Raw genomic sequence first — 15687 nt, 5'->3', positions numbered from 1 at the left:
GCCTCCGTTGTAGGGACTTACGGATCCAATTCCACGACCCAATCCACTCTCCGTCGCCCTAGGAGTCGAACTTTGAGAATGAGATTGGCTTCAGAACCATCGGCCGGGAAATCCGGGCGAGTTCCTCGCGGAACTTTTGCTTGACTCCACGCCAAAACCCTTGCAGCGGAGGATCGAACTGGGCTTCGATGATCCGTCGATCGACCTCTCTGAGGACTTCGCTGTATTCCCTCAGGGTTTGGGAAGGAGAACCGCCTGGATCTGAATTCGCCGAATTCTCGGGAGAATGAGCCGTACGCCCCGTGGTCGACTCGCCTCGTGTAGGCCCATTACCACCTTGATGGTGCTGATTTTCCGAATCCGAATGCATCAGGGCGAAATCGTCGAGGAGCCGCTCGAAGAGTCCAAGATCCGAGGCGAGGTCGGCCTGGAAGTCGTGCCGGACATCGGATTGTTGGAATCGTCGTTTCATGACGGTGACGCACTCCGCCAGTTCGAGGTCGATCCTCCGTGCGCTGCCGGCCACTTCGGGGACGATCCCTGCTGTGAAGGAAGCCCGGAACCTCGTCACGAGTCGATCGAGTTGATTCCTCAGACGTCCGAGGGAGTCGATCTCGGTCAGGTGGTGATGAGCGATCCTCCCCCCCTCTTCGAATACAACCCGATCGCTCTGCGACTCCCGCCGGGCGCAGGAGACGATCGCCTCATCGAGCCGTAATCGGACCGCCTCCAGATCCTGGACGATCGCCTGGTACCACCGGAAGTTGGCTCCGGCACGAGTGGTGTGAACCTTCCCCGAGATCGACTCCTGGAGCTGGTCATACAAGGGAACATTATGGCGCGTCGGATCATTCATCGTCTTGCCTCCCTCGTCGAAATTAGGTTCGGGTCAGCGGACCAGGCTTGCAAGTGGGCGCATCAAGGCCGACGGTTCCAGTGTCTCCAGACTTTGCGCGGCGGGAGATCCGTTTCGACGCCCGACTCTATCTGATCGATCCCGAGGAATGTCGGAGCCTCGTTCCCCGAGTTCGATCGATCGCCAGCCGAATCCCACGACCTCACGCGTATGACACCACCGATGACAAGGGCCTCATTCAGCTCGAGGCTCGGGATCAACATCGCTTTCGTCTCCATGATGGGGTGCGACTCGTCCAGCCTCGCCACCAACCACGCTCGGGATTCATTCTTCAAGTGAACATGATCCTCCGACCTCCCCTCCCGAAGAAAATTCAGAACCCTGTTTCACTTTAACATACCAATTAAAGCAGCAATTAAGGTGATGTATTAATATATGAAGATTCACGATCCACACGCAAGTCACGGGCTTCTCGCGTGGAATCATTCGAGACGCCAGTTCGTCGCAGCCTTGAAATTCGAGCCGAGATCCCAAACCGATGCCGACGCGCTCCGCGAATCTCGTAGCGAAGTAACCACAAGCGTCAGGGACGAGGGCAACCGGATCGACCACATCACCGACTCCAAGAGGCACCGGAATGGATCACCCATCACCGAGCCGCAGAGCGGCAATCATTACCGCGGGGTACACCGAAATCGAGGATTCCCCGGTCTCAGATCATCGAAAGCAAGTTACAAGGCGCATACAAAAACCCCAGCCAGGCGAATTACCGCGAGGTGGGGCCACCGTAGCCTCAATCTTCGCCCATCGTGAGCGATGATTACTCGAATCTAGCCACCCGCCCAGGACAGGTCAATATGCCAGAATCTAAAGAAGCTCCAAATCCATCTCTTCGCAACCAAATAATAAATACGAATTATTTTTTTATTTTCATATCAATTAAATTAACATCATTTTAAAATGCAAACCTGTGGCATTCGCCGAAGGCTGAGGATCGGGTCGAGCGTTGATCACCGGCGGCCGATCGATACTCGAACGACGAATCGGGAACCTTGGCCATCGATCCTCGTCCCGAGGACCATGAGCCAAGCACTCTCCGGCGTGATCCAGGGCCGGACGCGGGAAGCGAGTCCGAAAGGGCCGGGTTGCATCCGAACGGCAAAGATGTGCCCGCGCACGGAACCCGCGGCGTAAAGGGCTAGGGAAGGCTACCTTCGAGGCCCGCGAGGGACTCGGCATCCCGAGGACGTCGAGCGAACGAAGAATTCGAAAGGCCTGATGCAGAAGGAAATCGAGGGGGTCGATATTCGGTATCAACTACCCGGCCAGGATTCGAACCTGGAAAAACAGGACCAAAACCTGTTGTGATACCGTTTCACCACCGGGTAAACGTGGGGAGATTATGCTGACAAGGGGCATTCTAACGAGAGGAAACCGGATCGGGAAGACTAGCCGACGAAGGAAATCCCTCCCTGGGCCGCCTGAATCTTGTAGGCGAGATGCTCAAGCTGGACGCTCAGGTCCACGGCGACCACGCTCACCGAAGGAGGAACGATCAGCGGCATGGGAGCAAAGTTGAAGATTCCCAGGACCCCGGCGGCTACGAGTTGATCGGCCACTCGCTGGGCCGCGTCGACCGGGACACTCAAGACGGCCATACTGATGTTCAAAGCGCGGATGGCCTCCGTCATCGACTCCGTGGATTGGACTACCATTCCGTCGAAGGCGTGGCCGACCTTGTGAGGATCGTTGTCGAAGAGGGCAACCACCTGAAAACCCCGATTTCGGAACCCTCGATATTTCAAGAGGGCCCTCCCCAGATTACCCATCCCCACCAACGCAAGTGGCCATTCGCGATCAATCCCGAGGATTCGACGAAGAGCGGCGCTCAATTCGTCGATCCGATATCCGATCCCGGGATAGCCGAATTGACCGAAGAAGGCGAGATCCTTGCGGACCTGGGCATCATTGATGGCGAGGGGGGCCCCGAGTTGGCTGCTCGAGATTGTCGTCTCTCCTTGCCGCTGGAAGGTCTCCAGTTGTCGGAGGTAGAGACTCACCCGGCCGACCACGGCCTTGGGGGCCGGTTTGTCACCCGAGGGCTCGCGTCGAGGATCCCTCACGCGCTACGCTCCGGGGAAGGTTGCGAGGGAGGAATATGGCGATGATGCCAACACAATGCATTATAGCAACGACTCTTGTGGAGAGTCAAGGCGGAACGCGCCTCGCCAGGCTCGCGGGAGGATACCTCGGACTCGAACATCCCCATCGATCGTCTCGACCTCGGGAGGATCGAGTCGGAGAGCCTCGGCCATCCCTCCGACCCCGAGCCCTCGGGCGGGCGAATAGTTGTGGCTCCCCCCTTCGACCAAGGGGGCGAGGAAGACATCGACCTCGTCGACCTGGCCGGCGTCGAGGAACGAGCCCAGGACCGTACCGCCCCCTTCGACCAGTAAGTTCGTGAGCCCCCTTCGCCCCAGCTCTTCCAGGATCGGGACGATTGGGACCGCTCCTTGACCCGGGAAGACCAGGATCTCGCAGCCGGAGGCCTCCAGTGCCCGAAGTCGCTCCGCCGGGGCTCTATGGGTGACGGCAACCCAGACGGGAACGTCACGAGCCGACCGGGCGAGTTGACTCTCGAGCGGGAGTCGTCCCTCGCCATCGAGGATCAGACGGGCTGCCGTCCTCGGGCCGGGCGGGCGGGCCGTCAGCGCAGGATCGTCGGCCAGGACGGTGCCGATCCCGGCCACGATCGCATCCACTCGCCCCCGGATCTCGTGGACCATCGCTCTCGACCTTGGCCCGGAGATCCATTGACTGTCCCCGGTCCGGGTCGCCGTCCGACCATCTAGCGTCATCGCCCACTTGGCCGTGACGTACGGGAGATTCGTGGCGAGCCGTTTCAGGTAAGGGCCGTTGAGTCGCCTCGACTCGTCGGCCAGCAGGCCGAACTCGACCACGATCCCGGACCCTCGGAGTTTGGCCGCGCCTCCACCGTCGACTTTTGGGAACGGATCGCGGATCGAGGCAACCACACGAGTGATCCCGGCCCGAAGGACGACATCGGTGCAGGGGGGGGTCTTCCCATGGTGACAACAAGGTTCGAGCGTGACATAGAGGGTCGCCCCGATCGCCCGATCGCCCGCCCTGGCCAGCGCGACGACTTCCGCATGGGGGCCGCCGAACCGCTCGTGATGGCCCACGCCTACGGCTCGACCGTCTCGAACCACGACGGCGCCGACCATGGGATTGGGCTCGACAGACCCACGCCCTCGGGCCGCTTCGGCGAGGGCTCGAGCCATCCAGAATAGATCGAGATCTGTTTCCGACGCGACATTCACTCAGAAGGGCCCCGCGTTGGTTGCCTTGCCCGGGGCCGTTCTCGGCCCGACGGGGGATACCGCTGGCTTCGCGGAGACCTTGAGTACGGGCATCTCCTCCGGGAATGGATAGAGGAGTCGATACAGAATCGTCAGATAATCCCGGGCGTTATCGGCCGTGAGCGGGTCGATCATCGTCCGGAGCCAGGCTGGGCTGGCCGACGCGAACCGTTCCAGATTTTTTTGAAGCACGGGATGCGGCCGATGTTCCTGAAAATAGAGGAATTCGGCCATCTGATGCTCGGACCGCCTCCAGAGTAGCTCGGGCCTCTTGGGCAGGGAGATAGCCTTCCGGATCGGCAATTCCGGCCCGCGGCCGGTGACACTCAGTAGCGGCTTCAAGTCGGGGTCCGCTTCGAGTCGGGCCGAGTAGGCCGCCTCGTCGTCGGGGGGAAAGGGGTCGAAACGCACGCCGGAGGATCGAGCCTCATTCCAGATCGCGTCGAATGTCCGACTTCGCTCGCCCTGTTTCTCGATCTCGTTCTTCCTGGCCGGTGTCAATTTGTTCCAGACTTTCATGAGATGAGCGACCTCGAACGGTCCGAGAAGGCCGATCTCGCCCGCCCGAAGGCCGGACAACATGGCCCTGGGATCGCGGCCCTGGGGCCCATTTTGTCGAAATTGCCGGGCCAACGCGAGTCGGGCCTCGGGATCCGGGGCGTCCCTCAGCCTCTGCTTCTGATCGGCGGTCAGTCCTTCGACAAACTGATGATAGCGGCGAAGCACGGCTCGGTAGCGGGCCTGATCGACCGGATCCATGCTTGCCAGTCGGGCATCGAGCTTTTGGATTGAGGCCTGCTCGGCACGATCGAGCTTATCAAACCGGTCGAGATTCTCGGCCAGGACAGCTCGACGCTCGCGAGGCATCGACTGGAGCCGCTGATAATTCTCGGTTTCGTCGCCCCAGGCCGAGGCCCCCATGAGGAAGCCGACCACGGCGATCAGGAGTCCCGATACTGTCAAGCGGCGGGACATCGTCACTCCGAGGTCGGGCCTGGTTGCGGGTCAGGGCGGGATCTGCTCATTTCGGATCGAGACGATCGGACGGAAGTTCGATCAGTTGAATTCGGGAGTTACGTCGATCTTTTCCAGATACTCGATGCTACCCACGTCGAGATACTCATCGAGCGACTCGGCAATTGGCAGGTCGCGGGCCAGCCGAGCGGTCGGGTCGGGCCAGAGTCGAGCGACCAGGAAATACCCGACCACGGACATGAGAGCCAGCGTGGTAGCATAGGCCACACCAATCCCGATGGTTCGGGCCATCGCCGAGGCGGCCGAGGCCATCCTCTCCCCGGGGACTCCACCGACCGTGGCAAAAGTCAGGGTCCGGGATGCAAAATCATCCGAAGCCTCGGTCCTGGGCAATAGATCCAACATATCCCAGGTCTTCTGGAACGCGGCCACTTCTCTCCGGGCGGTTGTGCTCTGAGCCAGTTTTGCGGAGATCGCGCGAGTTTGTGCCTCGTTCAGCTCGCCATCGAGGTAAGCAACCAGGTTTGACCGGTCTTCGGGTGAGAGGCGTTGCTGATCCGGGACCATCGACCAGGCTCTCCCGAATATCATCTCGGCTCACCGATAGACCCGATCGTCATTGATCGAGGAACTCGACCAATCCGAGGATCACGGCTCCAATTCGTCAACTCCGAAGCGTTTGGGACCGGGGACTTGAGTCCCCAGCCCCTCAGCATGACTCAGCGTGGGCCCGGCAGCCCGAGGCCACCACCCATGCCACCCATACCACCTCCTCGAAATCCACTATTTCTATGACCGGCGATGTCGGCATTTTTGCCGCGACCCGCCCGGAGACCCGGATGGTATCGATTGGCGGAATTGTAATAGCCCTTGGGTCCAGTGCCGGCAAGATTTCCGCCGATCCGACTATTCGTGACCCCTTGCGAAATGGTCCGACGAGTAAGGCCGGAATTCAAAGCTCCCCCGTCCGAACCCTCCAGGAAGCTATCCAACGCCGCTCCCCTCGGATCGAACATGTCGGATCGATTGGTGGCGGCGTATTGCTGGCGATTTGCGTTGATCGCGTTGATCGTCGCCTCGGGCCCGGGCGAGAGCGCCTGTGCCTGCTGGCGGGGCAAGTAGAAAGAATAGTAGGCAAAGAACGGATCATTCACGCCGGTGAACGGCACCTGGGCGCGTGCCTCCGACGCTACGGCCGTAACGCCTAGGGCGACCACCAGACCGAGCAAGGTTAGGCGCATGGTCGGCAAGCCTCCGTGAGTGCGACCGAGATCCGGCAACGACGCAATGGCGCCTCGCCAGAGACGATCAAACTTCAAATTATAGCCGATCAACGTTCACTAGCAAGTCGGACCACCCTCGTTTGCCAAATCCGAGATCCGGCTTCCGCGTGAAAATCGGGCATGACGAGGGGAATCGCCCCGGCCGGTCGGGAGTTGCGAGCGTCCGCACTGCAGCCCGACCTGGATCCGATCTCCTGGTCCGTGAGGATAGGTCATCCTGCTGGCAAGGATGCCGAGCGTGGCAAGAAATCTCCATCCGGGCGGGTAAAGCGACGATCTTTCGACCCCTCAGTCCCGACCTCGGAGGATTCGACGTTCGATTGGAGAAGATCCGCGAGGACGAGGAAGCTGGAATTCAATTCAAGCGGGAGGAATCCAGAGTGAGGAATCAATCAACGTCCTTCGATGCCGACGGGCGTAATAAGACTGGTCGGCCAACTTTGTCCCGACCTTGCACCATCACCCCGGAAGACGAGAGTGAGTTCCAGCAGGCGATGGAGGCCTACAAGCAGCGGAGCGGGCGACTCTTCCCGACCTGGAGCGAGATCCTTGAAGTTCTGACGGGCCTCGGCTACGCCAAGCGGATCTGGCGGCCGATCGATGCGACCCCCGCTCCCGCCCTGAATCAGTCGCTGACGGCGAATTCCGCGAACTTCCGGCCCATGGGCGAGGATTCGACCACCGGGCTTCTCTGCTGGTTCTCCTGGGTGGAAACGCCGGCCGACCTCTGAGCGACGAACCGGCCGCCAGCAGGCTCGCGGATCGGCAACAGACTCGCTCGGAAACCTCAACTCCATCCCCGGGAAGTCTCCCGGAATCGGTCCAAGTCCGATACTCGGTTTCTCATTTCCTCGCCCCCATCGGGTGAGGGTTCAGCTCTCCCTCGTCGTCATCGACCGAGGTTGATCTCAAACCGGAGGAATCTCGGGTAGTCACGAGCATCTGGAGCGGTCGGGGGATACAATCATGGGGAGTCATCGCCCGGAGGAGCCCCCATGGCCAAGAAGAAATCCATCCCGCCGGAGGATCGTCCCGAATCGCGGGGCCAAACTGGGCCTGAGAACTCGGCTGCCGAGGGGGGGAAGAGTGGGTCGTCTCCCGCCCCGGGTTCGGGCCGCCGACGTCGCCCGAAACCCGATGCTTCCGCCCCGATTGGCGGCCCTTCTCCGCTGGAGCGAGCCCGGAAGCTGGCGGCCCAGGCCGCCGATGCTCCCGATGCTCGCCGACGGATCGCACTGGCCAGGCAAGCACTCGCAGCCTCGCCCGACTGTGCCGAGGCGTATTTCCTCCTCGCCGACCACGCCAAGACCCGCAAGGAAGCCTTGGGGCTGCTCGAGCAGGCCGTCGAGGCCGCCGGGAAGGCGCTCGGCCCCGGATTTTTCGAAGAGGCCGAAGGGCACTTCTGGGGCATCCTGGAGACCCGGCCTTACATGAGGGCCCGACTTGGCCTGGCCGAGGCGCTCTGGTCGGCCGGTCGTCGGAACGAAGCGGCGGAGCATCTCGCCGAGATGCTCCGACTCAATCCCGGAGATAATCAGGGGGTCCGCTATATCCTGGCCTCGTGGCTCCTGAGCCTGGATCGGCTCGACGAGCTCGAGACGCTCCTCTCAGCCTACGATGAGGACTCGACGACCTGGGCCTACACGAGGGCCCTTTGCTCGTTCCGCAGGATCGGCGACTCGCCGACTTCCCGGAAGCTCTTGCAGGCCGCCAAGAAGTCCAACAAGCACGTCCCCGATTACATCCTGGGCCGGAAGTCGCTCCCGCCGGAATCTCCACAGCTCTACAGCCCGGGCGACTCGGACGACGCGATCCTCTACGTGGCCAGCAATCTATCCGCCTGGAAGTCGACGCCGGGCTCGATCTCCTGGCTACGGGCGAAGTCGAAGGCTCCTCAAAAGCGGAAGGCCCGCCCACCGGCCCCGATCGGGCCCTCGGAGATGGCGCACGAACGACTCCGGGGCCTCCCCAGCGAGATCGACGCGTGGCAGGCGGACTTCCGACAATTCGCCCGACGGGTCGAGATCGCCGGAGAGCGGGTCCGCCCCTGGATGGTCCTGGTCTCCAGCCGGACCCACGACCTCGTCCTGGCCCACGCCCTGACCGAACAGGCCCCCTCTCCCGCCGAGCTCTGGGATCTCGTCGCCGCCGCGATGGAAAGCCCCGCCGTCGGCGAGCCGCACCGGCCGACCGAACTCCAGATCCGGCCCGACTCCACCTGGGAAGCCCTGACCGACGACTTCGACGCCATCGGCGTCTCCTGCCGGCCTTCCGAGGTGCTCGACCAGGTCGACTACCTCTTCGACGACCTCAATCGCCACATGTCGGGGGGCGACCCGCCCGGGCTCCTGGACATGCCCGGGGTCCAGCCCGATCAGGTCGGCCGATTCTTCGAGGCCGCCGCAGCGTTCTACCTCCGGGCCCCCTGGCGGTCGCTCGGCTACGAGGCCGTGATCCGGATCGAGTGCGACAGCTACCAGAGCGGCCCCTGGTTCGCCGTGATCATGGGGCAATCGGGCCTGACCCTCGGCCTGGCGCTCTACGAGGATCTTTCGCTCCTCCGGCGGATGTGGGCCGGCAAGCTCTCCGACGAGGAAGGGGCCAGGAAGACCGTGGCCCTGACCGTCACCTTCGACGACGAGTCGAGCATGCCCGAGGTCGACCTCGAAGCCATCGAGGCCCACGGCTGGCCGATCGCCGCGCCCGAGGCCTACCCCTCGCTCTTCCGCAAGGAACGAGGGCTCTCGATGCGGCCTCCCCTCGCCTGGGAAATCGACCTGATGGACGCCTGCCTCCGGGTGATCCCCGACTTCGTCGTCCGCCGGAACCCCGACGACCCGACCCGAGAGCTGGTCCCCGTCACCGGCCCCTCGGGGACCATCGAGCTGAACCTCTCCTGGATCCAGGAACCGATCTGACCGACGCCCGAGGATCGTCCCCGCACCCGCCCCGAGCCCCCGCCGATGCTCATCGACCGGATCGAATTGAGGATGGTCCGACTCCCCCTGGTCCGGACCTTCCGGACCAGCTCCAGCACCAAGGATCACATCCAGCACATCCTCGTCCGGGTGATCCTCCGAGGGGGCGTAGAAGGCTGGGGCGAGTCGGCCAGCCCCTCCGACCCTTACTATTGCCCGGAGACCTCGGAGACCTGCTGGCACATCCTCAAGGACTTCCTCGCCCCCCGGGTCGTCGGCCGCGAATGGTCATCGATCGACGATCTGATCCGCCTGTTCGGCCCGATCAAGGGGAACGGCTTCGCCCGGGCCGGGCTGGAGATGGCCTGCTGGGACGCCCTGGCCATGTCGGAAGGTGTTTCCCTATCAACACTTCTGGGTGGCACCCGGCCCGAAATCCTGTCCGGCGTCAGCCTGGGGATCGAGCCGGAGATCGGGCCTCTGCTCGATCAGGTCGACCAGTACATCGACGAGGGTTATCGGCGGATCAAGCTGAAGATCGGGCCGGGGCATGACGTGGAGGTCGTCCGCGCCGTCCGCGACCGACACCCGGGTTTCCCCTTGCAGGTCGACGCCAACTCGGCCTACACGCTGGGTGATGTCGAGACCCTGAAGGCCCTGGATGAGTTCGGGCTCCTCCTGATCGAGCAGCCGCTGGCTCACGACGATATCGTGGACCACGCCCGACTCCAGGAACAGCTCGAAACCCCGATCTGCCTCGACGAGAGCATCCACACGGTGGACGACGCCCGGAAGGCGCTCGACCTGGGCTCGTGCCGGGTGATCAATATCAAGGTCAGCCGGGTCGGGGGGCTCCGCGAGGCCCGGCGGATCCACGACCATTGCCTCTCGCGAGCGGTCCCCGTCTGGTGCGGCGGGATGCACGAGTTCGGGATCGGCCGGGCGGCCAACGTGGCGATCGCCAGCCTGCCGGGCTTCACCCTCCCGGGCGACGTCTCGGGCTCGGACAAATATTACCGAGAGGATTTGGTTGAGCCCCCCATCCTGGCCGACCGAGGAGCCGTCACCGTCCCGAACGAACCCGGGCTCGGGCACCGACCCCTGATGGACCGGATCGCCCGGAGTACGACCCGGGAATGGTCGATCGGCAAATAACCCGGAATCGGCCCAGCCCGCGAGACGGGAGGCCATCGAAGCGAGCCGCCCCCCCCAGGCCCAACGCGAGCCCCGAGCCAAACGAACCCAAGGATCGTTGTCCGATCGATCAACCCGAGCCAAACGAACCCAAGGATCGAGGGCCGGGCCGCTACTCCGCGCCAAACGAACCCAAGGATGGATCGTGGGTTTGCTACTCCGCGCCAAACGAACCCAAGGATCGAGGGCCGATCGATCAACCCGAGCCAAACGAACCCAAGCCCACGCATCAATCATCTTCCCGCCCCACTCGTCAACATCTCGCGAATCCAAGCGGCCGTTCGACATCCCCGGCGCAACCCTTCCCAGATAAGATCGAAGAAGGGCGACCCCCTAATCTGACTTTCTGGACCATAGGCCAGGATGAGGGACAGCAGTCCCCCGATTCGCGGCCTCATCGAGCCGCCCGGAATCTCATTTCGACCGATTTCCGGCGCGAAATCGGGCCATTTCGAGTGCGAAATCGGGGGTTCTTGACGCGAAATTGGCCCCTTATGGCACCGATGTCTTGGGTTCGTTTCCCGGCCGGTGAGCCCGGCTGGGGTCACCCTGGGTTCTGGACGAGGAAATCGAGAACGTCTCCCGTGGCAATCCCGAACGGTTCCAAAATCGAAATTTGGAGGGATATTACTCGAAGAGAAGATGGGAGACTTAGGTTGATTAGCAGATCAATACCCCGAACGTCTCCTTTAGGCTTCTCTGTTGGGTTTCCCTGATTCGCGGAAAAGGTCGGGTCACACGACCAAACCTTTTGCTCTTGCCTTAATAAGGAGAATGACTGATATCGGATCGTCGCTCAATAGGATTCAGCCCGGCCGATCTCCGCGCCTCGAATGGTACTCATGCCTCTCCAGATCACGATCTGGATCGAATCCTTGATGAAACGAACGGACCCGTCGGCCATCGCGACCTCGACACCGCCCGGATGGCGACTCCTTGAGGCATAGGTGTCGGTCAATGCTTCTCCCCGGCCAATACATGGAGGGTTTGGCGAAGCATTTGAGCAATATTCCGGGCGAGCTAGTACGTCGGGATATGTGCTGTTCGGGCCGAGATACGTCTCGAAGCCTGCTGCATCTCCCCACCAGGAAAATCCCCTGAGATCGGCGCCTTGCCCGACCACGACTTCGGCGGCTAGCAAGGTCATGCTTTGACCATCGACCAGATCGCGGAAGGAAATTGTTGGTTGGCCCTTCCGCGAGTGATCTCCCACGGGCGAACCGATGTCCGAAAAGGGTGCACCGCCGAATCCTAGACTGGGAAGATCCTCCTGTATCTGCAATGTGTTGCCGAAGTTGACCGCGTAGTTTTGCGACGTGCAAGCGACCTCGCGATCACCGATCAGCCCGGTGATTGGAGCGTTGGTTCCGTCACTTGGGCAAAGGTAGGCAGAGAGTCTCGACGAGGTCACAGTGCGATTGGCCGCACCGAAGTATCGAAAATCGAGATCGTGGGCCAGCGGGCGGCCTGGCGTGTTGTTGCCCGAGCTATTCCAGGCATTGTAAAGATTCTGCTGGTCGAGTTGCGGGAGTACGAAGATGAGCCAGGTCCCCCAGCAGCATCCCTTCTTACCAGGGGGCAATGATCCATGGATATCATGATACAAATGCATGGCTAATGCAATTTGTTTGAGGTTCCCCGCGCACTGGGCCCTGCGCGAAGCCTCTCGGGCCGACATCACCGCCGGCAGGAGCAGCCCGATGAGGATCGTGATGATCGCCATGCATACGAGAAGCTCGATCAGCGTGAAGCCACGACGTTCGATGGTCACGACGATATCCTCCGCGATGTTGGCCCGGACCGCTACCGGCGGATGGTTAAGGGCCCGGCCAAGATCGACTATCCTGACACGAGTCGGAATTCGGGAGCAAGGTCTGTGCCGGTGGCTCGTGCATGGAACGATCATCTCGAAGATGGATTCTGGGCGAGTTTCTTGAAATTTCGATAAAGTTGAACCCAGGGTGCTGGCCAGATGCAGTCTTATCGGACTGGCGCAGCGAAGCAATCAAGCAAGAGACTGATCCGATCCTCGACGATTTCCAGGCGGGATGACCCGAATGATCGACTCGCAACTTGTGGATCGTTATGTGGCAAATGGGGATCCATCAGCTTTTCGGTCACTGGTCGCCCGGCATGGACCTGTTGTCCATCGGACGTGCCTCGGACTGCTCTCCCACGATATTCACGCCGCGGAGGATGCGTTCCAGGCGACTTTCTTGATCTTGGTTCGCCGGGCGCCTTCACTTCGCGACCCGGAGAGGCTGAATCGATGGTTGATCGGCGTTGCTCGCCGGGTTGCGATGAGGGCCAGGAAAAAAGCCGCAATCCAAGCCGATCGAGAGCGACACTTGGCGGAAACTCGCCCCGAGGCAACCGATCCCGATCCGCCGCTTTTCGAGATCCAGCGCCTGGTTCGAGAAGAACTCGCGCAACTCCCCGACAAATATCGGATTCCGCTCACGCTTTGTTATCTGGACGCGCTCACCCACGAGCAGGCGGCTCACCGACTGGGATGGCCAGTGGGTACGGTCAAAGTCAGGCTCGTCAGGGCGAGGGAAAGGCTCCGTGATCGCCTCGATCGTCGAGGCGTGGCACTCGGCGTCGCCTTCCTTCTGTTGTTAATCCGCAAGAGGTCGGAGGCATCCTTCTCGGAGCCGCTTGTCGGAGCTTCGGTGAAAGCCATGGAGTTGGCGTCTTCCCATTCGACCACGGCCCTTGTCCGAAGGTATCCCCGGGCTGCTGCCCTGGCAGGAGTCTCAAACTCCCGGGAGATGTCGGCATTCTCTTGGCGAATAATCCTCGTCCTCCTGAGTTTCCTCGGGCTGTCAGCGGGCGGAATCGCCGCCGGCCATCAGGCCAGCATCACGAGGCAGGCGGCACGCGATGCCTCGGCCGCTCTCGCCAAGGCGTTGGCGAAGGCATGTCGCTGACGGGTCACGATTGACTTCTTCATGACCGGCTGAGTTTGAGACTTGGCCTATGAGCTCCGGCCGAAGCACCGTCCCGCCGGTGTCGAGGCTGCCTTGCGCATTGGGATTCCCCAGCCTGCACCGTATCAATGACCCCCGATTTATCGGAACAGTTCATCATCAAGGAGATCTGAGAACATGACGGATGAATCATCGACGCTCGGCGGGACCCCGATCGATCGGCTATTTCGATTCCGCCGAGAATTCCTGACGAGGATACTGGGGACCGGAACCGGAGTTGCCATTGCCGGACTCGCCCAAGGGAATCGCCAGGCTGAGGCACAGGGGGCGGCCATCAACGATCCTGCCATCCTGAACTTCGCGCTGAATCTGGAGTATCTCGAAGCCGAATTTTATACCCATGGGGTGAGCGGGGTAGGGATCCAGTCTTTCGGCATCGGGGTCAACGGAGCCGGCATACCAGGCGGGGTCATCATCAAGCCTTCCCCTCAGGTCCCCTTTCAGACCCCGGCCTTCCAGCAGTACGCCGCCGAGATCGCCAATGACGAGAGGAACCATGTCGTCTTCCTCCGCAAGGCATTGGCCGCGGCAGGCATTCCACCAGTCGCTCGTCCGGCGATCGACCTTCAAAACAGCTTCAACGCCGCAGCCCAGGCGGCCGGCCTCGGTTCGAGCTTCGACCCCTTCGCCAGCGAAGATAACTTCTTGATCGGGTCGTTCGTCTTCGAGGACGTCGGCGTCACGGCTTATCTCGGTGCTGCTCGTTTCATCAAGAACAAGGATTACCTGGAGGCAGCGGGAGGAATCCTCGCCGTTGAGGCCTACCATGCTGGAGAAATCCGCACGCTCATGCTGGCGCGGGGACTTTCTGCGGCAGCAGCGGCCATATCCAACCTGCGAGCCTCGGCGAGCGGAGCGGCCGATGATCAGGGAATTCTCGACGGAAATATGCATGCCAACATCGTTCCCACCGACGGAAACAGCCTCGTTTTCAAAAGAAGTGCCCAGCAGGTCCTGAACATCGTCTATCTGGGTGGATCGGGAGGGGGTGGCTTCTTCCCGAATGGTCTGAACGGCGTGATTCGTTGAAATACATCCTGACCTCTCGGCGATTAGGACCGTCGGCGTAAGAAAGGCGATCCCCCCTCGCCGCAGTGTCGCCGGTCCGAACTCCCTCAACCCGGAGAACTCCATGATAAAGCCACCCGGAACGTGGATCGCGATCGCCTCGGCGATCCTCTGCCTGCAATTATCGACCAGTTCAACTCGTGCGGATTATCTGGTCGGCGTCTCGTATACCAGCGGCCAGCTTGTCTCCATCGACCCTCTCACCGGAGAGGGAACTCAGGCTGGCTCATTGCCCACCGGAGTGGCTCCATATGGGCTGGCGATGCAGGGAGGAAACCTTTACACCTTCGACGCTGCGGCCAACGGGATTCGCGTGGTTGATCCTGCGACCGGTTCCACGAGCTCTCCCATCAGCATTGGGACGACTCCCGCCTTGGGCCAAGGTGGTCTTGCTTTCCGATCGGATGGGGTGGGCTTCCTGAATACGATCCTGGATCCCGACACGTTCGACGTTCTGAACAATCTTTATTCCTTTAATCTCTCCACGGGGACTTCGACCCTGATTGGACGGACAATTCCGACGTTGGCCGGGCTTGCCTTCGTTGACAATGTCCTTTACGGGCTAGGCAAGCTCGACAACACCATTTATACGATCGATACGACGACGGCTTTGGCGACGATCGTGGGTAACCTCTTCGCCGATCCCAACGACCCTGACGCCGCACTCGGCAGCCCGATCGAGTCGCTGACTTCTGGCCCGAACGGACAACTCTTCGCGACCCTGGACGATCGACTCTTCAAAATCGACGTCGCGACGGGTAGAGCATCGGCGGTCGGTTCCTCGGGGATTGGGTTCAGTAGTATTTCGGGGATCACCTACGTTTCAACGGTCCCCGAACCATCGTCAATCCTCCTCGTAGGAATAGGAATGGCGGCGATCTTCGGGTGCCGTCGATCCCGTCGTCCTCGATGATTTCTTCCGGATTCTCGAGCATGCTGATCCGATCCGATCGAAGTTGCTCGGATCGGCGAAGCCTGGGATCTCGCGGCTCACTCGTCGAGAGTTGCGCCGGGGGATCCCAG

12 protein-coding genes, 1 tRNA gene and 1 pseudogene are annotated in these 15687 nt (G+C 61.5%); 6 read left to right on the top strand and 8 right to left on the bottom strand.

All coding sequences use genetic code 11. The annotated features are described in order from the left end of the window. Positions 1-58: 58 nt before the first annotated feature. The 7 genes from P12x_RS16605 to P12x_RS16575 form a co-directional block, all read right to left on the bottom strand. A complete protein-coding gene (locus P12x_RS16605; protein WP_435005452.1) occupies positions 59-856 on the bottom strand; it encodes a hypothetical protein in 798 nt (265 codons plus the stop codon). A 1317-nt stretch (positions 857-2173) separates the two neighbouring features. After that, positions 2174-2244 (bottom strand) — tRNA-Gln (locus P12x_RS16600). A gap of 60 nt (positions 2245-2304) precedes the next feature. Then, the gene (locus P12x_RS16595) at positions 2305-2979 is read right to left on the bottom strand and encodes a redox-sensing transcriptional repressor Rex (RefSeq protein ID WP_435005451.1); all 675 of its coding nucleotides are present in this window, start codon (positions 2977-2979) and stop codon (positions 2305-2307) included. A 60-nt stretch (positions 2980-3039) separates the two neighbouring features. Then, on the bottom strand, positions 3040-4158 hold the full coding sequence (gene ribD, locus P12x_RS16590) for a bifunctional diaminohydroxyphosphoribosylaminopyrimidine deaminase/5-amino-6-(5-phosphoribosylamino)uracil reductase RibD (RefSeq protein WP_435005450.1): 1119 nt from the start codon (positions 4156-4158) through the stop codon (positions 3040-3042). A 39-nt stretch (positions 4159-4197) separates the two neighbouring features. Beyond that, positions 4198-5211, bottom strand: coding sequence for a hypothetical protein (locus tag P12x_RS16585; protein ID WP_435005448.1), 1014 nt, complete (start codon positions 5209-5211; stop codon positions 4198-4200). A gap of 81 nt (positions 5212-5292) precedes the next feature. Next, the gene (locus P12x_RS16580; RefSeq protein WP_435005447.1) at positions 5293-5778 is read right to left on the bottom strand and encodes an anti-sigma factor family protein; all 486 of its coding nucleotides are present in this window, start codon (positions 5776-5778) and stop codon (positions 5293-5295) included. A 152-nt stretch (positions 5779-5930) separates the two neighbouring features. Beyond that, positions 5931-6452 carry a hypothetical protein gene (locus P12x_RS16575; RefSeq protein WP_435005445.1) on the bottom strand — a complete coding sequence of 174 codons (522 nt, stop codon included), beginning with the start codon at positions 6450-6452 and terminating at the stop codon, positions 5931-5933. Positions 6453-6874: 422 nt separating this feature from the next. Between P12x_RS16575 and P12x_RS16570 the strand changes: the two genes are divergently transcribed. The 3 genes from P12x_RS16570 (at position 6875) to menC (ending at position 10567) form a co-directional block, all read left to right on the top strand. Next, positions 6875-7225, top strand: a complete 351-nt coding sequence (locus P12x_RS16570; protein ID WP_435005444.1) for a hypothetical protein — start codon at positions 6875-6877, stop codon at positions 7223-7225. Positions 7226-7489: 264 nt separating this feature from the next. Beyond that, a complete protein-coding gene (locus P12x_RS16565) occupies positions 7490-9412 on the top strand; it encodes a DUF7309 domain-containing protein (protein ID WP_435005442.1) in 1923 nt (640 codons plus the stop codon). Between the two features lie 45 nt (positions 9413-9457). Next, positions 9458-10567 carry an o-succinylbenzoate synthase gene (gene menC, locus P12x_RS16560; protein WP_435005440.1) on the top strand — a complete coding sequence of 370 codons (1110 nt, stop codon included), beginning with the start codon at positions 9458-9460 and terminating at the stop codon, positions 10565-10567. An 835-nt stretch (positions 10568-11402) separates the two neighbouring features. On the opposite strand, the gene P12x_RS16555 is transcribed toward menC, so the two are convergent. Next, positions 11403-12377: a DUF1559 domain-containing protein gene (locus P12x_RS16555; RefSeq protein WP_435005439.1), complete on the bottom strand. Its 975-nt coding sequence runs from the start codon at positions 12375-12377 to the stop codon at positions 11403-11405. A 277-nt stretch (positions 12378-12654) separates the two neighbouring features. Here P12x_RS16555 and P12x_RS16550 point away from each other — a divergent pair. From P12x_RS16550 to P12x_RS16540, 3 genes and pseudogenes are all read left to right on the top strand, one after another. Further along, a pseudogene (locus tag P12x_RS16550) lies at positions 12655-13170 on the top strand (RNA polymerase sigma factor); the annotation flags it as partial. Between the two features lie 543 nt (positions 13171-13713). Beyond that, a complete protein-coding gene (locus P12x_RS16545; RefSeq protein WP_435005437.1) occupies positions 13714-14625 on the top strand; it encodes a ferritin-like domain-containing protein in 912 nt (303 codons plus the stop codon). Between the two features lie 103 nt (positions 14626-14728). Continuing rightward, positions 14729-15577, top strand: coding sequence for a PEP-CTERM sorting domain-containing protein (locus tag P12x_RS16540; protein WP_435005436.1), 849 nt, complete (start codon positions 14729-14731; stop codon positions 15575-15577). Positions 15578-15687 lie beyond the last annotated feature (110 nt).

The organism is Tundrisphaera lichenicola (assembly GCF_051175385.1).
Taxonomy (GTDB): domain Bacteria; phylum Planctomycetota; class Planctomycetia; order Isosphaerales; family Isosphaeraceae; genus Tundrisphaera; species Tundrisphaera lichenicola.
Note: the sequence above shows the minus strand (reverse complement) of the source record. Positions and strands in the feature narration are given on the sequence as shown.